The following is a 20133-nucleotide window of genomic DNA, read 5'->3' as shown; positions in this document are numbered from 1 at the left end:
TTAGGCGCTCTTGGCGACGTCGGCCGGTTCTTCTGCCTCAGCAGCGATCTCGTCATATGTCATGACGCAGTTGCGTCCAGCGGCTTTCGCGCCGTAGAGCGCTTCGTCGGCTTTGCGATACAGCAATGTCAGGTCTTCCGTGTGGTCCGGGAAGACAGAGATGCCGATGCTGCCGGACACGCTGACATCTTCACCAGATGACAGGCGAACAGGTACTTCGATCGCGCGCAGCAGACGATTGGCAAAGCGTGCTGCTCCCATCCCATCATCGAGATGCAACAGCACCAGAATGAACTCGTCGCCACCTGTGCGCGCGACGAAATCTGTTTCGCGAACCTCCTCGCGCAGACGATCGGCCAGTTCAACAAGCACTTCGTCGCCCGCACCGTGGCCATAGTGATCGTTGATGGGTTTGAACCCATCGAGATCCAGAGCGAGGATCGCCGCCTTCTCACCGGAGCGCTTTGCGTGCTTCAGCATCGATGACGTGAAGTCGTTCAGCGCGGTGCGATTGGCCAATCCTGTCAGCGGGTCTGAGATGGCCTGCTGTTCCATGGCAACGGCCAGTTCGTGCCGGGCTGTAATGTCGGTGGCGGAGAATACGATGGTCCCGTCGCCACGACGTACGATTTCCAAAGCCAGAACGCACTCGTCATTGCCCTTGATGGACAGGTCATGACGCAAGACGCCTTCGGTCAGTTTTTCGCCCATGAAACTGATGACATTCTGGACGGTTTCCGTGGGGTCGCCGGAGCCGAAGTCACCACGGGTGGCGAGATACAGCAGCAATTCGTGGAGAGAACGATCGCGGGAAAACCAGCCAGACGGAATGCCGAGTAGTTCACTCAAGCGCAGGTTCCAGAACAGAATACCGTCGAAGCCGCGGGTGGCGAGCACGCCGTGTGACATTGCCTCGATAACGCCGCCCATCATGTTCACGTCTTCACTGGCCTTGGCGGCTTCCTTTGCCGCTTTCTCAGCGCGCCGTGTGGCCATACGCAAATCATCATTCACGGCGGCGATCTTGGTTGCCATCTGCTCGTTCTCAGCAGCCATGGTATCGACCTGAGCCTCGCCCTCAAGCGCTTGTTCCTTGCGGAACCACAAGGTGCGCCTGATGGCCGCAAAGGGCTCTTCAAGCGCCGCCAGTTCCGCCGGCAGGCCAGAGTAATCCTGGTTCTTTTCAAACTGCTCCTTCGCCAGCCCATCGGCCACCGTCGTCAGAGCCTCAGCCCATTGCGGCACCACCTGAATGAGGCCCAGCGTGATGCGGACAAACAGCAACACAAAGGGCACGACAAAAAGGGCGAATATCAGCAGCGCGGTGATCTGTGCAATCAGAATGCCGCGACCTACCGCCTCTGTTCCGCGTTCCATGCGCGCCATTTCAAAACTCACGAGCGTGGCGTAGCCACTAATCGCTGGCATGTCGTCGACACGAATGGCAGCGTCAATTTCCTGCGGCGTCCTGCCCTGGCTCATCATCTCAACCGCCAGATCAATGCCGGCTATGTATTGCAACACAGTCTGGTTGATGACGCGCACGGCTTCGCGTTCTGCATTTGACGCGGCGCGGAGCTTGAGCTGCTCAAGCAACGCCTGTGCGCGGGCCGTCGCGTCATAGGTGCGCTCGGCACGTTTCGGATCTGCAGTTAGCAGGAACACCTTGAGGTGGTGGACAATGCCATCCAGCCCTATTGCGGCTTCAAATTCTGACAGCAACTGATGGTGCGGCGGGGTCTCACCAAATTCGCCAAAGGTCACTGTAGCGAGTGTGCTGACCGCGTTGGCCATACGATCCAGATCCACGTCGAAACTCGCATACGCATCGGACGGCGACAGGTCGGCAAACTCGCCGTTCTTCATTTGCTCAAGAGCGACATGCACCTGGTCGAGTTCATCGTTGATGATCGTGAGGGCGGTGCGTTCAAGCGGGCTGACGTCCAGTGACTGAAAGTCGAGCATGGCGCCCCGCACCGCGCCCAGATCAAAGGTGGTAGTTTCTGCGAGGGCATTCTCAGGCCGCAGAATGGAATTGAGGTAGTGATGGACGAGCCCGCCATAGCCAAGCTGATGACGCAGACGACTGACCGCGAGCGGCCTTGGATCACGCAGTTCAACAGCAGCGGACCACTCTTCCTTGGTGTCGGCAAGCACATAGCCGATGAAGATCAGGCCACAGCAAAGCAGGACTGCCAGCGCCGACATCCTCACAAAATGACGCTGAATAATTCCGACAAGTGACCCGGGCTTACGCACCAATTTTCCTTCAAAATGTCCCGGCAGCACGTGCGGGAAACAAGTAAAATTACCCGCAAGGGGATAATTCCCAGTTAAGACAGGTTCGACCGCGAATTATTTGGGTGTGATTGGTTGAAACAGCGGTTTTTCGCGGATCCGGCACGCAAAACCCACTTTCCAACCCATAGATATAAACATGTCTTTATATCCCCCTTGTTGTCATCGGCGCAGACTGATAGAACCCCGCTAACTGCCCTGGGCCCTCGCCCGGGGGTTTTGTGTGCGGGCGTCCCCATAAGGTGCCCATTTCTACGGAGTGAGCGCTTATGAGCGAGCAGGATTACGTCGTTGCCGATATCTCCCTTGCGGATTTCGGCTACAAGGAAATTGAAATTGCAGAAACGGAAATGCCGGGCCTTATGTCCTGCGTTGAAGAATTTGGTGACAGCAAGCCGCTGACAGGCGCGCGTATCACCGGTTCGCTGCACATGACCATCCAGACCGCGGTTCTGATCCGCACGCTGGAAGCCCTGGGCGCAAAAGTGCGCTGGGCATCTTGCAACATCTTCTCGACCCAGGACCACGCGGCTGCGGCCATTGCCAAATCCGGCACGCCGGTTTTTGCGGTCAAGGGTGAGAGCCTCGAAGAATACTGGACTTACACCGACGCCATCTTCCAGTGGCCCGACGGTGAGCCCACCAACATGATCCTCGACGATGGCGGCGACGCCACCATGTACATCCTGCTGGGTGCCCGTGCTGAGGAAGGTGAGGACATCCTCTCCAACCCGACATCTGAAGAAGAAGAATATCTCTTCGCGCAGATCAAGAAGCGCATGGCGGCAACGCCGGGCTTCTTCGTGAAGCAGCGCCATGCCATTCAGGGTGTTTCTGAAGAAACAACCACCGGTGTGAACCGCCTCTATCAGCTGATGGAAAAGGGTCACCTGCCGTTCCCGGCCATCAACGTGAACGACTCGGTCACCAAGTCGAAGTTCGACAACAAGTATGGCTGTAAGGAATCGCTGGTGGACGGCATTCGTCGCGGCACGGACGTGATGATGGCCGGCAAGACCGCCGTCGTGTGCGGCTATGGCGATGTGGGCAAAGGCTCTGCGGCGTCCCTGCAGGGTGCCGGCGCCCGCGTGAAGGTCACAGAAGTTGACCCGATCTGCGCGTTGCAGGCTGCCATGGACGGCTTTGAAGTCGTGACACTTGAAGATGCGGCACCAACGGCTGACATCGTCATCACCACGACGGGCAACAAGGATGTGGTCACCATCGATCACATGCGCGCCCTCAAGGACATGGCGATCGTTGGCAATATCGGTCACTTCGATAACGAGATTCAGGTTGCTGAGCTCAAGAACCATAAGTGGACCGAAGTGAAGCCACAGGTTGACATGATCGAGTTCCCCGACGGCAAGCGGATGATCCTGCTGTCGCAGGGCCGCCTGCTTAACCTCGGCAACGCAACGGGTCACCCGTCCTTCGTGATGTCTGCGTCCTTCACCAACCAGGTGCTGGCGCAGATCGAACTCTTCACCAAGGGTGACGAGTACGACAACAAGGTCTATGTGCTGCCCAAGCACCTCGATGAAAAGGTTGCCCGTCTGCACCTTGAAAAGCTTGGTGTGCAGCTGACGGAACTCTCTGACATGCAGGCCGACTACATCGGCGTGCCGCAGCAGGGTCCCTTCAAGCCGGAACATTACCGCTACTAAGCGATCCGGCTTACACGACCAACAAACTTCAAACGGGGTGTCCTTTTCGGGACACCCCGTTTTTTGTTGCCCGCTTTTCAAGGCCTGAATGCTTGGAATGGTTGCATGGCGCCGCGTATGCGGGTTTTCTAGGCAGGAACAAGACGAATCAATGTCAGGGCCCATGCGCACTTCACCAACAGACGCCGGCAGAACGCCACGCGGACTTGCGCACAACCGCCCCTTTACAGGCGCGGCAGCCCATACCTGCGTTCTGGCCTGCGCCCTGACAGCACCCACCACACTGCACGCCCAGCAGGGCTTTGCTGACGGGCTTGAAGCAGCCTCCATCGAGACGTTGCTGGCGTCGGTCGCTGGGGGTGCCGTCGTCATTGCCATTGGTGCCCTGTGGGCTGCGGGCCGGGCGTTCAAACGCAACCGCCGCGACCTCACCGCCCGCGCTGAACGCATGACCGAACTTGAGACAAAGCTCGACAGTGCGGAGAGCATTTTGTCTGCCGAGCCCGATGCGGTTTTCATCTGGTCACCGGAACGCATGGTGACACCCACGGGCTCGCGCAACTGGGGCCGTCCACGCGTTGTTGGTTCCACGGCCGGTCTGGCAGATCCGTCGTCGGGCGCTGTTGATTTTGATTTCGTGCTGTCGCGGCTTGAGCCGGAAGACGCCGAAGCCCTGCGCAACGGCGTGTCGCGTCTGCGCGAACGCGGGGCACGGTTCTCGCTCAGCCTGCAGATGCGCGACGGGCGCACCTATGAAGCCGAAGGCCGCCCCGCGGGCGCGCAGGCCGTCCTGTGGATGCGCGACATCACCGGCGAGCGCGAGGAAGAATCCCGCCTTGTTGAAACCGCCCGCAAGGCGGACCGCGAACGCACGCTGCTGAGCCAGGTAACGGACGCAGCGCCCTTCCCCGCATGGCGGCGCTCGGCGGACGGGGCCCTCATCTGGGTCAATGGCGCCTACGCCAAAGCCGTTGAGGCCAAGGACGCGGACACGGCCATTGATGAAGGCCGCGAACTTCTGGGCGCGGACATTCTCAAATCCGCGACCACTGCGATTGCCGCACAGAGCGAGTTTCGGGACCGCGCCAATGCCGTGGTGCATGGGGAACGACAAGTGCTCGACATCATCGAGCTTCCCCTGGGCGATGGCGGCAGCGCGGGCTTTGCCCTCGATATCTCCGCCCTGTCGGAAGCCGAAGGGGATCTGCAGCGTCACCTTGAAGCCCACCGCGACACGCTCAACCGGCTGGCCAGCCCGGTTGCCATCTTTGGCCCGGATCGCCGCCTGCGCTTTTACAACCGCGCCTTCCAGACCCTGTGGGGCCTTGAAGAGAGTTTTCTGGATACCGAGCCCAGCGAGAGCGAAGTACTGGAAATGCTGCGCGAGGCACGCCGCCTGCCCGAGCAAACGGATTTCCGCGCGTGGAAACAACAGCGCCTGGCGCTTTACACAAGCAACGAACCAACGGACGAGCTGTGGCACCTGCCGGACGGGCGCACCCTGCGTGTCATCAGTCAGCCGCACCCGTTTGGCGGGCTTTTGTATCTCTACGAAAACGTCACCGATCAGCTCAAACTTGAGTCCAGCCTCACCACGGCGCAGCACGTGCAGATGGAAACCCTCAACAAGCTCTATGAGGGCGTTGCGGTGTTTGGCTCTGATGGCCGGCTCAAACTGCACAATCCGGCTTACCAGCGCATCTGGCAGCTGGAGCCGCAGCAGCTTTCCGGCGAACCGCACATCGATCAGATCATCGACTGGTGTCAGGGGCTCTACAGCAACACGGACGAGTGGGCCGAGATCAAAGGCCGCATCACGGCGGTGAGCGACGAACGCGGCAACAAGACCGGCCGTCTGTCGCGCCCTGATGGCTCGGTCATCGATTATGCCGCCGTGCCGCTGCCTGACGGCAACACGCTGCTGACCTATGTGGACGTGACCGATGCGTCGCGCATTGAACGCGCGCTGCGGGATCGCAATGATGCGCTTGAAACCGCGGACCGGCTCAAGTCTGAATTCATCAGCCATGTGTCGTATCAATTGCGTACACCGCTCACCAACATCATCGGCTTTGGTGAAATTCTGAACACGGAGCTTTTTGGCCCCCTCAACGAAAAGCAGAGCGAATATGCAGGCGGCGTTCTCAAATCCGCCAGCGAGCTGCTTGATCTCGTGAATGACATCATCGACCTCGCCACCATTGAGGCGGGCGCGATGACGCTGGATGTCGACCCGGTCAATCTGGATCAGGTGATGACCCAGGTGTTTGATATGGCCAGCCCGCGCGCCAAGCAGGGCAAGCGGGTGCTGGAAATCGAACATCCCCAAAATCTCGGCAGCATTCAGGCGGACTCACGGCGCCTGAAACAGATCATGTTCAACCTCCTGTCCAACGCCATCTCCTTCACAAATCCCGGCGACACGATCACCCTGGGCGGTGAACGTGACGCAGGCGAGATACGCCTGTGGGTGCGCGACACGGGCGACGGCATCAAGCCTGAACATCAGGCCACCGTGTTTGACCGGTTTGAAGCCCGTGGCAGCTCAGAAAAGCGTCGCGGTGCTGGTCTTGGCCTGACGCTCGTGCGCAGCTTTGTCGAGCTGCATGGTGGCTGGGTATCCCTTGAAAGCGCGCCGCGCGAAGGTACGCGAGTGACCTGTCACCTGCCGACAGACGCCAAGCCCCTGAGTGCACCAGCACCGGAAGCCGAAGAGACGGGCACAGCAGCCGCGTCGTAGACTCTCATCTTCCAACAATTCCATCCGTATCCCCGGACTTGATCCGGGGTCCACTCTCGATTACTGCGCAGTTGATCGTTTGCGAGTAGGCCCCGGATCAAGTCCGGGGACACGGAACTGTGCGCTCCTAGGATAGATCCCACCCGTCCGGTCAAGCGGGAGGGCTAAAGGATCACAAAGCCAGATCTCGCCCTCCCTCCGGCTTGACCGGAGGGTCCATGAAACTTTCCGCCGCATAAATCCAGGCAGCCGCAAGCGTCCGCACGCGAATCCTCGCTGCGGGTATCCATTTCGTCTCTCCCTGAAAAAGGGAGTGGGAGCGCCTGAGGCCTGCGATAGGCTCATGCGATCAAACAACAAGGGGCAGTCCTCAGACGCTCCGCACGCGAACATGCTTCGGTGCCAATAGAACCGGCGGTACGGGTGTTACCCGCTTTGCTCCGCCGCAGCCCTGCTACCGGTCACACATGCATTCAAAGCCTGGGCTAGTCCTCGCGCCTTGCCATGCACGCACGTCCACCGGGGCGATCTTACTCCATGCGCCGGGCCGAACCGTCACCGCCTCTATAGCCGCAGCGCCCGTTACTCGCTGCTGCCGCACAGAAATGGCTCAGGCCGCGCGACCCATACCTTCCTGCTTCCAGGCATTCGCTCCCCCGCCCAAGCCCGGACGGCCCGGGTGCCCTTGTGGCGGGAGATGCCTGCATTATCCGCCACCCGGAGAGACCGGGGATAGAGCTTTTGCATTTTCTTTTCAGACGCTCCATGCCCCCGCCGAAAACACAATTTGTCATTCCGCGACTTGATCGCGGAATCCAGGGCGACCAACGTCACGGCTGATGCCATGGATCCCCCGGTCAAGCCGTGGGATGGCGTTTTGAGAGAACGGACCGCCCCACACTTCACCAGCGCCATAGTCCGGTTTAACCGGACAATCCAGAAGCGATTGACGAGCCGGCGGGCGGTGACTTGACCAGCGCATCTTTTTATATAACCATATGGTTATGGAACAGATCAGCCCTGGCGCACCGCCACCAAATCTTGACGCCATCTTCTCGGCGCTGGCGGACCCGACACGCAGAGCCATCCTGTCGCGCCTTGCCACCGGAGAGGCCTCGGTCAACGATCTGGCCACCCCCTTCGACATGAGCCAGCCCGCCGTTTCAAAGCATCTCAAGGTGCTGGAGCGCGCCGGCCTGGTGGAGCGGGACGTGGATGCGCAACGCCGCCCCGCCCGCCTCAAGGCGCAGCCCATGGCCGCCGCCGTGACGTGGCTGGAAGAGTTCAGACATTTCTGGTCGGCAAGCTTTGACCAGCTTGATGACCTGCTCGACGATATGAAAAACGCCGCACAAGAAGGACAAACAAAATGAGCGAGCAAAACAAAGAGTTGCCGACTTACATTCTCGACCGCGAGTTCGACGCGCCGCGCGAGATGGTGTGGAAGACATGGACCGACCCCAAGCTGCTGGCGCGCTGGTACGGCCCCAATGTGGAAACCATCATTCACGAGCTGGATGTGCGCGTCGGTGGCGTGTGGCGCAACGAGATGCGCATGAGCCAGGGCTCGGGCTATCAGATTTCAAAATACACGGAAGTCTCGCCACCGGAAAAACTGGTGATGCTGATGTCCAACACCGACGCCGAGTGGAACATCGCCGCGAACCCGATGATGCCCGACTGGCCGCGCGTGCTGCTCACCACCGTCACGTTTGAGGAAGAGAACGGCAAAACGAAAATGCGCCTTACCTGGGCACCGCATGAGGCCACCGACGCAGAACTCACCTGCTTCGAAGGCGCCATCGCCGGCCTCGATTCAGGCTGGGGCAGCGGCATGGAGCTGCTCGCAGAACTCCTCAAGGAGTTGCAGGGGTAGCGCGAATTATCTGCGCATCGGCGCCCGGCGTTAGACCCCCCGGTCAAGCCGTGGGGTGGCGTGTCTTTGGGTGCAATGCTTCACACACATCCCCAACGCCATTGTCCGGTTTAACCGGACAATCCAGAAGCGACGCACGAGTCCCGCGCCCTTCCGCATACCCGGACTTGATCCGGGGTCCACTCTCGACCGCTGTGCAGTTGATCGTTTGCGAGTAGGCCCCGGATCAAGTCCGGGGATGCGGATTGGAGTTTTGCTCCAAATACAAAACAGCGCCCGCCGGATTTACCCGGGGGCGCTGTTCTTGTTTGTGAGCGCGGAAGATGTTTCCCGCACAAAAATCTTTAGTGCTGGCTTTCGGGCATCTTGACGACCATGCCGTCGATCGCGTCTGAGACCTTGATCTGGCAGGAGAGGCGTGAGGTTTCACGCACGTCCGGTGCGAAGTCGAGCATGGTCTGTTCCATGTCTTCCTTCGGCTCGATCTTGTCAGCGAATTTTTCGTCCACATAGACATGGCACGTTGCGCAGGCGCAGGCGCCGCCACAATCGGCATCAATGCCGGGGATCATGTTATTGACTGCGCCTTCCATGACGGACAGGCCATCGGCCACATCCACAACATGTTCAGTTCCGTCATGCTCGACATAGGTAATCTTCGCCATGTTCCCTCTCGCATCGTTCTAAACCGCGGGTCGTCCATACAGCTGGGCCCGCACATTTGGTTTCGTCGGGTGGTGTCTTACGGGGTGGTTTTGGGGGACGCAAGCCCATGACCAAAACCGGTAGCGCGGACAGACAAATCTCGTCCGCACTCCGTAAAGATGACGCACCCGTCACTTTTTATGCCTTTGGAATTAAAGCCTTGCTGGCGGTACGTCAAGCGCCCTGACCTACCCCTGTGTAAGAGGCCCCATTCGGCCCCTATTTGGCAATATCCTTCATCTCGATGGATTCGTCCGCCAAACGCTCGGCGGGCACGTTTGTGCCCTTCTGAAGCAGCATTTTGGACATCATGAACTCCGGCGCGCGGTTGACCGCATCGACGGCGATCATCTGCCCTTCCTTGAGATAAAACGCCGCAAAGGAGCGTCCGGTGATGTCACCACGGATGACGACCTCGTCAAATCCCTGGCTCAGGCCGGCGATCTGCAGCTTGAGGTCGTACTGATCGGACCAGAACCACGGCACCTGGCCGTAGGGCTTGTCCTTGCCGCAGATATGGGCTGCTGCCGTCTTGGCCTGTTCCAGCGCGTTGTGCACGGATTCAAGCCGCAGCGATGTCTTGTAGATCGGGTTGGGGTGGAAGGTGCAGTCGCCCGCCGCATACACATCCGGCACGGAGGTGCGGCACAGATCGTCCACGACAATGCCGTTGCCGCAGTCGATCCCAGCGTCCTGCGCGAGTTCCATGTTGGGCAGAATGCCGATACCGGCAATCACGAAGTCGGCGGGGATGATGTCACCGTCGCCGGTCTTGACGCCGGTGACGTGGCTGTCGCCTTCAATGCTTTCCAACGCCGTGTTGGTGAGGATCTTGACGCCTTCCTCGCCATGCACGCGCTCAAAGAAAGTCGCCACTTCCTTGCAGGTGACACGGCCCAGAACAGTCGGTGCCATTTCCAGCACAGTCACGTCGATGTCGCGCTTGACGGCCACCGCCGCCACCTCAAGGCCGATATAGCCACCGCCGACAATCACCAGCTTTGCGCCGGGTTTGAAGTGCGCCTGAATGGCTTCCACGTCGGCAATCGAGCGCAGGTAATTGACGCCAGGCAGGTCGGCGCCGGGGCAGTTGAGCTTGCGCACGCGGCCACCGGTGGTGAGGATCAGCTTGCCGTATGCCAGTTCGCGGCCTTCTTCGAGAATGACCTTCTTGGCGGCGGTATCAATCTTCTCGACCTTGGTGTCGAGGATCATTTCCGCTTCTGCCTTGGCGTAGAAATCCACCGGCTTGAACAGCACACGATCGAGGCCAATTTCGCCGGCGAGGAATTTTTTTGACAGTGGCGGGCGCTGATAGGGGACGACGCTTTCTTCGCCGACCACCACAATGGTGCCCTCAAAGCCTTCCTGCCGAAGGCTGGCCACGGCCTGACCGGCGGCATGGCCGGCTCCGATGATGACTACACTGTCGCTCATTGTACTTGTCCCTGTTCGTCGTCCCTGCGCGATATCGGCCCAGCCTGAAATTTGGCCCGGCCTAATATCGGCAAAGGGTGGCTTGTTGCCCCTAGCTTTGCATGAGCGGGTAGCACGAAACCGCAAAACGGGCCAAGTCGGCGGATGGTCGCTGGCGGCGTGAGGCCTGTCTTAAGGGTTGAGCGCCACACTGGCCCCGGTTACAAGCGCGAAGAACAGGTTTTTACTGCTACACACGATTTTCCGGACCCCTCCATGCCTGCTGTCGCCGATCTTCAACACGCCGAGCTGGACCTTGCAGACGAAGCTGCAACCCAGGCGTTCGGCGTGCGGCTGGCGTCCTATCTGGAGCCCGGCGACGTGATTGCCCTTGAAGGTGATCTGGGCGCGGGCAAATCCACGCTGGCGCGGGCGCTGATCCGCGAACTGGGCGTGGAAGGCGAAATCCCCAGCCCGACGTTCACGCTGATCCAGCAATATGACACGCCCTATTTGATGGTCGCCCATGTGGACCTCTATCGCATCGAGGATGACAGCGAGATTGAAGAGCTGGGCCTTGAAGACGCACTGGACTATGGCGCACTGGTGGTGGAATGGCCCGAGCGCCTTGGCCGCGCCTTCGCGCCGGGCCGCGTCAAGGGACGCCTCAACCTGACCCTCACCCTTGAGGATAAGGGCGAAGACCCGGCGATTGAAAAACGCAAACTCAGCGCCGTCGGTTACGGCACATGGGGACCCAAGCTTGCCAGAATTACGCAATGAGCATCACGCAATGAGGATCATGGACTGATGACTGCTGATCGCAGGCAGGCGCGCGATGCATTTCTCGCACAGGCGGGCTGGGATGACGCCAGCGCGACACCGGTTGCCGGTGACGCCTCGACGCGGCTGTATGAGCGCCTGACCAAGGGTGGCCAAAGCGCCATTCTCATGGATGCGCCTCCCGGGCCAGACGGCCCGCCGGTCAAGGACGGCAAGAGCTACAGCGCCATCGTGCATCTGGCCGAAAACATGCGGCCCTTCGCGGCCATTGCGCGGCACCTGACGCAGCACGAGTTCAGTGCGCCTGAAATTTTTGCGCAGGACCTGACGCAAGGATTCTTGCTGCTTGAAGATCTCGGCGACGGTGTCTTCGCCGCGCGCATTGATGCAGGCGACAGCGAAGAGGCGCTGTATGGCGGTGCAACAGATGTTCTGGCCGCCCTGCACGCGCTGCCCGCGCCGACATCCCTTGGCTGCGGTGATGATGGTCCACCCCACATTGTGCCGCCCTATGACGACACCGCCTTGATGACGGAAGCAGAGCTGCTCCCGTCCTGGTATGCGCGGTTGGCCTTTGGTGAAGACCTTGACGCTACAGCGCAGGCAGATTTCCACGCCGCGTGGACGCAGGTGCTGCCCAAGGCCCGTACCGCCGCCGACGTCCTGCTGCTGCGCGATTATCATTCGCCCAATCTGCTGGTGCTCGACGACCAGTCCGGCCTCCAGCGCATCGGCATCATTGATTTTCAGGACGCGGTGATTGGTCCGGCCGCCTATGACGTGGCGTCCCTGCTGCAGGACGCCCGCCGCACGGTGCCTGCGGACATCGAAGCGCGGCTTCTGGCGCGCTACGAGGCTGCGCGCACCGCACAGAACGCAGGCTTTGACGCGGATGCCTTCCGCGCGGCCTATGCCATCATGGGCGCGCAGCGGAACACAAAGATCATCGGCATTTTTGCGCGCCTGCTGCTGCGCGACGGCAAGCCGGGTTACCTGAAGCACATCCCGCGGCTGGCGGACTATCTCGCCCGCGATCTGGCGCATCCAGCGCTTGCGCCTGTGGCAGCCTGGTTTGAGGCGCATTTGCCGCTTGAAAAAATCTGTGTACCGATTGATCCGGACAGTGTCACAACATGAGCGCGGCCCGATGACAGCACCAAACACCGTGATCGATACAGCAATGGTGATGGCCGCCGGGCACGGCACCCGCATGCGCCCGCTCACCAATGACAAACCCAAGGCGCTGATCGAAGTGGCCGGCAAGCCGATGGTGGATCACGCCATCGACCGGCTCAAGGATGCGGGCATCAAGCGCATCATCGTCAATATTCATGCGTTCGCTGACCAGATGCGGGCGCATCTCGAGGCGCGCAATGATGACAGCATCATCATTTCGGACGAGACCGAGGCCATTCTGGAAACCGGCGGTGGCATCAAGAAGGCGCTGCCGTTGCTGGGTGACAAGCCCATCATCACCCACAATTGCGATTCCATCTGGGTGGAGGGCATGGGCAAGACCCTGCCGCGCCTGCTTGAGCGGTTTGACCCCGACGAGATGGACGCGCTGCTGGTTGTGGCAGTCACGGCCAACATCGTCGGCGATGTGGCGCGCGGTGATTTCACCATGGATGCGGCCGGTCGTATCGAGTGGCGCGAGCCGGCATCGGTTGCACCGTTCATGTATACGGGGGTGCAGATCATCAAGCCGCAGCTTTTTGCGGACATCGAGGAAGACGCGTTTTCCACCACCAAGGTCTGGCGCGGCCTGATTGAAGACAAACGGGCCTATGGCATGCGCCACGACGGCGTGTGGATGCATGTGGGAACGCCGGGTGCTCTGGAAGAGGCCGAAGAGTTCCTCAGGGACCTCTAGGGCCCTCTCCCCTTCCGTATCCCCGGGCTTGACCCGGGGTCCACTCTCAGCTGCTGCGGAGTGAAGCCTCCGCGAGTAGGCCCCGGATCAAGTCCGGGGCGACGGCATGAAATTGAAACGGGCAGAAGTCTCTCAGCACCGACTCTTCGCGTCCGACTCACGCTAGACTTGTGGCATGGGCCAGGTCTTCACCATTCCCCCGCACGTCCCGTTCCTGCCTGCCCTTGCGGCGGGGTTGCTGGCGCGTGGGGATGCGCTGGCCACAACCACTGTTCTGGTGCCCACCCGCCGTGCTGCCCGCGCCCTTGTGGAAGCCCTGCTGGAGCAAAGCGAAACCGACGCTTTGCTGCTGCCGGACATTCGCCCGCTGGGGGACGTGGACGAGGACCTTGGCTTTGGCAGCACTGACGCAGGCGACGCGCCGCTGACCCTGCCGCCTGCCATTGAGCCCATGCACCGCACGCTCGTGCTGGCACAGATCATTGAGCGTCACGCCGAGGCAACCGGCCTCACCACCATGAGTCAGGCACAGGCCATTGCCTTGGCCGGTGAACTGGCGGCCCTGATGGATACGTTCGCCGCGCAGGATGTGCCGCTGAGCCGATTGCAGAACGTGGTGCATCGTGAGTTTGCGGACCACTGGAAAGAGACCCTGACATTCCTGGAGGTGATTACCGACATCTGGCCGCAAATGCTCGCAACGCTTGGCCTGATGGACCCGGCGCGCCGCCGGGCCGACCTCATCAAGGCCACGTGCAAGCGCTGGCAGGACACGCCGCCGGGTGCCATCGTCGCTGCGGGGTCCACCGGTTCCCTCAAGGCCACGGCTGACATGCTCAAGACCATTGCCGGTCTTGACGAGGGAACCGTTGTGCTGCCCGGCCTCGACCAGCAGATGGACGAGGCGGCCTGGGCGGCGTGTGAACCCGCACACCCGCAATTTGGCCTCAAACTCCTGCTGTCGCGCATCGGCATGGAGCGCAACGCTGTCAAAGTCTGGTCTTACGGCACATCGTCAAACAACGCTGAAGCGCGAACGCGGCTCGTGAGTGAAGCCCAGCGGCCTGCGGAAACCACCGACCAGTGGAAAGACGCCGACATCAACCTGTCGCCGATCATCGACGACGCCCTCACCGGTCTCACCATGGTGAGTGCGGACAACCCGCAGCTTGAATCCCTGTCGATCGCCCTTGCTTTGCGTGAAGCACTGGAGACACCGGGCAAGACCGCGGCCCTTGTGACACCTGACCGAAATCTCGCCCGCCGGGTTGCCAGTGATCTGGCGCGATGGGGCATCATCGTGGATGACAGTGGCGGCCAGCCGCTGGCTCATACGCGTGCAGGCGGTTTCCTGTTGCAGGTCGCGGAGATGCTGACCGAGCAATTGGCCCCCATCGAGATGCTGACGGCCCTGCGCCATCCCCTCGCGCGCGGCGGTGAGGAAGAAGGCGTCTTCCATGGATTGGTGGACCTGCTGGACAAGCAGGTCCTGCGCGGGCCGCGTCCTGCGCCGGGTCTTGACGGCATGGCGGACGCCGTTGAGGAAGCCGCCACCCGCACATATGGCCCGCTCAATGAAAATGAACACGCGCGGGTGCGGCGGCTGCATCAGGCACTCACGTCCTTCATTGGCGCGCCCCTTGAGGTGATGGATGCGCGCGAGGTTGATGCTGCCGCGCTCATGGAAGCGCATCTGACTGCCGCAGAAGCGCTCGCGGCAACTCATGAGGAAACAGGTGCACACCGCTTGTGGTCCGGTGCATCGGGCGAGGCCGCCTCTGCCTTCATGGCGGATGTGATGGCGCAGGCCAGTCTGCTGGGCAGCATCTCGCCTGCGGACTATCCGGCCATTCTTGGCGCACTCATGACCGGCCGCATGGTGCGGCCCGTGCGGCGCTCCCATGCGCGGTTGCAAATTCTCGGCCCCCTTGAAGCCCGCCTGCAACATGCGGACCGGCTGGTGCTGGGTGGGCTCAATGAAGGCGTGTGGCCGCAGCGCGCTGAAACAGGCGCGTGGATCAACCGCCCCATGCGCGCGCAGCTTGGCCTCGAGGCCCCTGAGCGCCTGATCGGTCTTGCGGCCCATGACGTGGCGCAGGGGCTTGGTACGAGCGACGTGATCCTCACCCGGGCGGAGCGTTCGGATGGTCAGCCCACGGTGCCGTCGCGCTGGTGGCTGCGGCTTGAAAATCTGGTCGGTGGCCTACCGGTGCCCGGCGACGACAGCAAAAAGCAAAAGCGCTGCATTCCATCCGGCCCGTGGCTCGCCATGGCGCGGGCGCTGGACCGGCCCGTGCGCGAGGCCCGGCAGATTGATCGCCCGGCGCCCACACCGCCGGTGGAAGCACGGCCTGCCCGCCTGTCCGTCACCCGCATCAATGATCTGTTCCGCGACCCTTATGCCATCTATGCCAGCCATGTGCTGGGGCTCAGTGTGCTGGATGATCTGGATGCGGATGCTGGCGCCCGCGACCGGGGCGACATCATCCACAAGATCCTCGAACGGTTTTCGCTGGAGCATCCACCCACCGCGAAAAAACCGATGCCGGACAATGCCTATGGTGAGTTGGTCGCCATTGCGCGGGAGGAATTTGACAAGACGGATGCCCGGCCCGCCGTGCAGGCCATCTGGTATCCGCGCTTTTTGGAGGTTGCGGAGTGGTTCCTCACCTGGGAAGCGGCAAGGCGGACCGGCATCAAGCAGACATTTGTCGAGCTGAAGGGTGAGCACACAGTCACCCTTCCAACGCGCGCGTTTACCCTGAGCGGCATTGCCGACCGGATTGATCTGCTGAGCGACGGGTCGCTGGCCATTCTTGATTACAAGACCGGTACAGCGCCAACCGCCAAGCAGACCGCCGCCGGGTTCTCCGTGCAGCTGCCGCTTGAGGCCGCCATGGCCAGAGACGGCGCGTTCCACACGGACAAAAGTGGCAAGACCATCGGCCCGCCCAGGGCGCTCACGAGCGAGCTGGCCTATGTGGAACTCAAGACCGGCAAGGTCGTAAGTGCTGTCGACAAGAAGGCCGATGTGATGACGGAGGCCGACGCTGCCATGGGGCACATGGTGGACCTGCTCACCCTGTTTGAAGAGGAAGAGACACCCTACATCTCGCGGCCCCGGCCGCAGTTCCTGACCTATGATGGCGACTATGACCATCTTGCCCGAGTGAAAGAATGGCAGACAGCAACCGACACCGACTAGAGATCGACGGTGTCGAGGTTGAGTTTGAACCCTCGGGCGCCAATGCAGAGCTCCAAAGCCTCTCAACGGACAAGCAGCTTGATGCCGCTGATCCCAAAGCCAGCGTCTGGGTGTCTGCCAATGCGGGCACCGGCAAAACCCACACGCTGACGAGCCGTGTGGCGCGCCTGCTGCTGAGCGGCACGAAGCCGGAGCACATTCTGTGTCTTACTTTCACGCGCGCCGCTGCCGCGCAGATGCAGACCAAGCTGTATGAGCGGCTGGGCCAATGGTCCACCATGGCTGAGGACGCGCTTGAAGAGGCGCTGTTCCAGCTCGAAGGCCAACATCTTGAAGCAGATGAAATTGCCAAGGCGCGCCGCCTGTTCGCCAGTGCCCTTGAGACGCCCGGCGGCCTCAAGATTCAGACCATCCATGCCTTCTGCGAAAGCCTGCTGGGGCGCTTCCCGCTGGAAGCCGGCGTCAGCCCGCATTTTGCGCTTGCCGATGACCGTCAGTCTGCGGAGCTTCTAGCCCAGGCGCGCGATGAGGTGCTTCAGGCCAGCATCGACGAGCCGGAGACACCTCTTGCCCATGCGGTCGTCAAACTCGTCGGTGAGGCTGACGAGATGGCATTTGAAATGCTGTTGGGCGAAGTCACCGGCATGCGCCACCGCATCAGGCGGTATGTCGAGCACGCGCAGGGGCTCGATGCTGCCGAACGCGCGGTTGCCGATGCCCTAGGCGTGCCGCCGGGGGCATCTGCGCATGACTTAATGGCGGCAGCACTTGCGGAGCTGGACCCCGCGCAGATACGGGCCGCGCAGTCTGCACTTGCGTCGGGCAAAAAGACGGATGCGACCAAAGCAACCGCCCTTGCCGCCCTGCTGGCAGACATGACACCGGAAGGCTTTGAAGAACATTATCCGGGCATTTTCCTGACCCAGGCAGGTGAGCCACGGGCGAGCCTGATGACCAAGGACCTGGCCGCGTCTCACCCGGACATTCTGCAGTGGATGGAAGACCAGCAGGCGGCACTGGTGAGCCTCACCGCAAAACTGAGGGCCGCCCAGACCGCTGTTCTGACCGGCGCCATCCTGCGGGTCGGCTGCGCGGTGCTTGACGCCTACGAAGCCGAGAAGACACGTCGGGGCCTGCTGGACTATGACGACCTCATCACCCGCACCGTCTCCCTGCTGCACAGCCGCGAGGCCACCCAGTGGGTGCTCTACAAGCTGGACATGGGCCTTGATCATATTCTGGTGGACGAGGCCCAGGATACGAGTCCGGAGCAATGGAAGGTCATCGCCGCTCTGGTGACCGAGTTTTTTGCCGGCGACGGCGCGCGGGACTTTGCGCCGGATCAGGATGGGCGCGGCCCGGGCTCCGTGCGCACGCTGTTTGCCGTGGGCGACGAGAAGCAGTCGATCTTCTCGTTTCAGGGTGCAGACCCGCAGGAATTTTCTGCCCGCCGGGCGGCGTTCCGGTCCATGGCGGGTGCGGCAACCCAGACATGGCACGACATTGATCTCACGGTCTCCTGGCGGACGGCAGACCAGATCTTGTCCAGTGTCGACAAGACGTTCGAGCCCGAGCCGATGCGCGCAGGCGTCGTAGCCGGTGACGACCCCATCCACCATGAAAGCGTATGGACAGGACGCGCAGGCCTTGTGGAACTCTGGTCACCGGTCACGCCGGATGAGGTCGACGAGCAGGAATTGTGGGATGACCCGCTGGATGCGGTCAGCGGGCGCAGCAAGGAAGCCAAGCTGGCAACGCGCATTGTCGGCAAGCTCAAGGACTGGATCGGCACGGAGTTTTTGCCGCAGCGGGACCGGGTCATGGAGCCGGGCGACGTGCTCATTCTTGTGCGCAAGCGCGGGCCGTTTGTGGATGAGCTGATCCGCCAGCTCAAGACCTCCAACATTCCCGTTGCCGGTGTCGACCGGCTGGTGCTGGGCGACCATATCGCGGTCATGGATCTCATGGCGCTGGCGCGCTTTGCTTTGCTGCCGGAGGATGACCTGACGCTTGCGACTGTGTTGCGCAGTCCCCTGTGCACCATCAGCGAAGAAGGTCTGTTTGATCTCGCCCATGCGCGCGCCTCAAAGGAAAAAACCATCAGCCTGTGGAAGGCGCTGGAAGAGCGGGCCGACATGGTGGATGGCGCGCCGGAGGCGCTTGCCTATCTGACGGAGATTCGCGCACGCACGGGGATCCTGCGGCCGCACGAGTTTTTTGCCCGCGTGCTGGGGGCTGACGGCGGACGGGACAGGCTCGTGGCGCGGGTGGGCATGGATGTGCATGACCCCATCGACGAGTTTCTCAATCAGACGCTCAGCTATGAGGCTTCCAACACGCCGTCCCTGCAGGGGTTTGTCGCGTGGATGGATGCGGGCGACACGGAAATCAAGCGTGACCTTGATCAGGGCGGCAACCAGGTGCGCATCATGACCGTGCACGGCGCCAAGGGTCTGGAAGCCAACGTGGTGATCCTGCCCGACACAGTGCAGGCGGGCGGCACGCCGGGGCGGGCGTCCCTCATTGCGCACAAGGACACCCGCGACGACGGGCTGGTGACCTATAGCCCGCGTAAGACCGATGCGGATGAGCTGTCGCTGGCCGCACGGGCTGCGCGCGACGCCCGCGAGGACGAAGAATATCGCCGGCTGCTTTACGTGGCCATGACCCGCGCCATGGACCGGCTCTACATCGCCGCCGCCCATGGCTCCCGGGGCATGAATGACACAAGCTGGTATGTGCGTGCGGCAGATGCGCTCAAGCCGAACGCAGAAGAACTGGAAGAAGACTTTGCCGATGGCCCCGGCACTGTCTGGCGGCTGGAGAGCGAACAGATTGTGGAGGCCGTCGCGGACAAGCACAGCCATGATGTGGCGGATGCGATTGCCCTTCCCGCCTGGGCCACGCAGTCAGCGCCCATGGAGCAAGTACCGGTGGGACCGCTGGCACCCTCCATGATGCCCGATGCAGAAGAGGCGTCCGGCGAACCAGGTGCGTTCAGTGATCCGCCCGCTCTCTCTCCCCTGGCGGCTGACGGCGTCAACCCGGTGCAGCGGTTTGCGCGGGGGCGACTGGTGCACACTTTGTTGCAACAGCTGCCGGAACAACCGGAAGAAAATCGCAAAGCACTGGCGCTGGGCTATCTGTCCCGCGCCGCCGCCGGGCAGTTTGATGAAGCAACCCAGCGCGACATCGCGGCTGAAGTGCTGGCTGTTCTGGATGACCCGCAATTTGCAGATCTGTTCGGGCCGGACAGCCGGGCGGAGGTGTCGCTGGCAGGCCGGGTGACGTGGAACGGCAAGCGCGTGCCGCTGTCAGGTCAGATCGACCGGCTGGTTGTGACCGATGACCGCATTCTGATTGCGGACTACAAGACCAACCGCCCGCCGCCCAAGCGCGTTGAGGATGTGGCAGCCGTCTATCTGGATCAGATGGCGGCCTACCGTTCCCTGGTGGAAGCCGCCTATCCGGGCAAGAGCGTGGCGTGCGCACTGGTGTGGACCGACGGTCCCAGACTGATGGAACTGCCCGCTTTTGCGCTAGATCAACGTGGAAATAGTGTGAATTAGT

Annotated in this window: 12 protein-coding genes; 9 read left to right on the top strand and 3 right to left on the bottom strand. The window is 61.6% G+C overall.

From position 1 onward, the window contains the following. On the bottom strand, positions 1-2208 hold the full coding sequence (locus tag BN1012_RS16465; RefSeq protein WP_052534304.1) for a sensor domain-containing diguanylate cyclase: 2208 nt from the start codon (positions 2206-2208) through the stop codon (positions 1-3). Between the two features lie 359 nt (positions 2209-2567). Between BN1012_RS16465 and ahcY the strand changes: the two genes are divergently transcribed. The 4 genes from ahcY to BN1012_RS01275 all read left to right on the top strand — a co-directional run bounded on the left by ahcY (position 2568) and on the right by BN1012_RS01275 (position 8581). Next, positions 2568-3965: an adenosylhomocysteinase gene (ahcY, locus tag BN1012_RS01295; protein ID WP_043948204.1), complete on the top strand. Its 1398-nt coding sequence runs from the start codon at positions 2568-2570 to the stop codon at positions 3963-3965. Positions 3966-4128: 163 nt separating this feature from the next. Next, on the top strand, positions 4129-6705 hold the full coding sequence (locus BN1012_RS01290; protein WP_052534303.1) for a PAS domain-containing sensor histidine kinase: 2577 nt from the start codon (positions 4129-4131) through the stop codon (positions 6703-6705). A gap of 1004 nt (positions 6706-7709) precedes the next feature. Then, positions 7710-8078, top strand: coding sequence for an ArsR/SmtB family transcription factor (locus BN1012_RS01280; protein ID WP_043948202.1), 369 nt, complete (start codon positions 7710-7712; stop codon positions 8076-8078). Beyond that, entirely contained in the window at positions 8075-8581 is a 507-nt protein-coding gene (locus tag BN1012_RS01275) for an SRPBCC family protein (RefSeq protein ID WP_043948201.1), read from the top strand. Before BN1012_RS01280 ends, BN1012_RS01275 begins: the two co-directional genes overlap by 4 nt. Positions 8582-8925: 344 nt before the next feature. Here the strand turns inward: BN1012_RS01275 and BN1012_RS01270 are convergent, their stop codons facing one another. Both BN1012_RS01270 and BN1012_RS01265 read right to left on the bottom strand, forming a co-directional pair. Further along, positions 8926-9246 carry a 2Fe-2S iron-sulfur cluster-binding protein gene (locus tag BN1012_RS01270; RefSeq protein WP_043948200.1) on the bottom strand — a complete coding sequence of 107 codons (321 nt, stop codon included), beginning with the start codon at positions 9244-9246 and terminating at the stop codon, positions 8926-8928. 259 nt (positions 9247-9505) lie between these two features. After that, a complete protein-coding gene (locus tag BN1012_RS01265) occupies positions 9506-10723 on the bottom strand; it encodes an NAD(P)/FAD-dependent oxidoreductase (protein WP_043948199.1) in 1218 nt (405 codons plus the stop codon). A gap of 255 nt (positions 10724-10978) precedes the next feature. On the opposite strand from BN1012_RS01265, the gene tsaE reads away from it, so the two are divergent. The 5 genes from tsaE to addA all read left to right on the top strand — a co-directional run bounded on the left by tsaE (position 10979) and on the right by addA (position 20132). Continuing rightward, a complete protein-coding gene (gene tsaE, locus BN1012_RS17735; RefSeq protein ID WP_043948198.1) occupies positions 10979-11485 on the top strand; it encodes a tRNA (adenosine(37)-N6)-threonylcarbamoyltransferase complex ATPase subunit type 1 TsaE in 507 nt (168 codons plus the stop codon). A gap of 27 nt (positions 11486-11512) precedes the next feature. Then, positions 11513-12622 carry an aminoglycoside phosphotransferase family protein gene (locus tag BN1012_RS01255; RefSeq protein WP_043948197.1) on the top strand — a complete coding sequence of 370 codons (1110 nt, stop codon included), beginning with the start codon at positions 11513-11515 and terminating at the stop codon, positions 12620-12622. Between the two features lie 10 nt (positions 12623-12632). After that, positions 12633-13358: a nucleotidyltransferase family protein gene (locus tag BN1012_RS01250; protein ID WP_043948196.1), complete on the top strand. Its 726-nt coding sequence runs from the start codon at positions 12633-12635 to the stop codon at positions 13356-13358. Between the two features lie 175 nt (positions 13359-13533). Then, a complete protein-coding gene (gene addB, locus BN1012_RS01245; protein WP_043948195.1) occupies positions 13534-16563 on the top strand; it encodes a double-strand break repair protein AddB in 3030 nt (1009 codons plus the stop codon). Next, on the top strand, positions 16536-20132 hold the full coding sequence (gene addA, locus BN1012_RS01240) for a double-strand break repair helicase AddA (protein ID WP_052534301.1): 3597 nt from the start codon (positions 16536-16538) through the stop codon (positions 20130-20132). Before addB ends, addA begins: the two co-directional genes overlap by 28 nt. Position 20133: the final 1 nt, after the last annotated feature.

Origin of the sequence: Candidatus Phaeomarinobacter ectocarpi (assembly GCF_000689395.1) — a bacterium.
In the GTDB taxonomy this organism is placed as follows: Bacteria; Pseudomonadota; Alphaproteobacteria; order CGMCC-115125; family CGMCC-115125; genus Pyruvatibacter; species Pyruvatibacter ectocarpi.
Note: the sequence above shows the minus strand (reverse complement) of the source record. Positions and strands in the feature narration are given on the sequence as shown.

Excerpts from the sequence above, each read along its gene's own strand:
- BN1012_RS16465 (WP_052534304.1), bottom strand. The coding sequence starts at position 2,208 with ATGTCGGCGCTGGCAGTCCTGCTTTGCTGTGGCCTGATCTTCATCGGC.
- ahcY (WP_043948204.1), top strand. The coding sequence starts at position 2,568 with ATGAGCGAGCAGGATTACGTCGTTGCCGATATCTCCCTTGCGGATTTC.
- BN1012_RS01290 (WP_052534303.1), top strand. The coding sequence starts at position 4,129 with ATGCGCACTTCACCAACAGACGCCGGCAGAACGCCACGCGGACTTGCG.
- BN1012_RS01280 (WP_043948202.1), top strand. The coding sequence starts at position 7,710 with ATGGAACAGATCAGCCCTGGCGCACCGCCACCAAATCTTGACGCCATC.
- BN1012_RS01275 (WP_043948201.1), top strand. The coding sequence starts at position 8,075 with ATGAGCGAGCAAAACAAAGAGTTGCCGACTTACATTCTCGACCGCGAG.
- BN1012_RS01270 (WP_043948200.1), bottom strand. The coding sequence starts at position 9,246 with ATGGCGAAGATTACCTATGTCGAGCATGACGGAACTGAACATGTTGTG.
- BN1012_RS01265 (WP_043948199.1), bottom strand. The coding sequence starts at position 10,723 with ATGAGCGACAGTGTAGTCATCATCGGAGCCGGCCATGCCGCCGGTCAG.
- tsaE (WP_043948198.1), top strand. The coding sequence starts at position 10,979 with ATGCCTGCTGTCGCCGATCTTCAACACGCCGAGCTGGACCTTGCAGAC.
- BN1012_RS01255 (WP_043948197.1), top strand. The coding sequence starts at position 11,513 with ATGACTGCTGATCGCAGGCAGGCGCGCGATGCATTTCTCGCACAGGCG.
- BN1012_RS01250 (WP_043948196.1), top strand. The coding sequence starts at position 12,633 with ATGACAGCACCAAACACCGTGATCGATACAGCAATGGTGATGGCCGCC.
- addB (WP_043948195.1), top strand. The coding sequence starts at position 13,534 with ATGGGCCAGGTCTTCACCATTCCCCCGCACGTCCCGTTCCTGCCTGCC.
- addA (WP_052534301.1), top strand. The coding sequence starts at position 16,536 with ATGGCAGACAGCAACCGACACCGACTAGAGATCGACGGTGTCGAGGTT.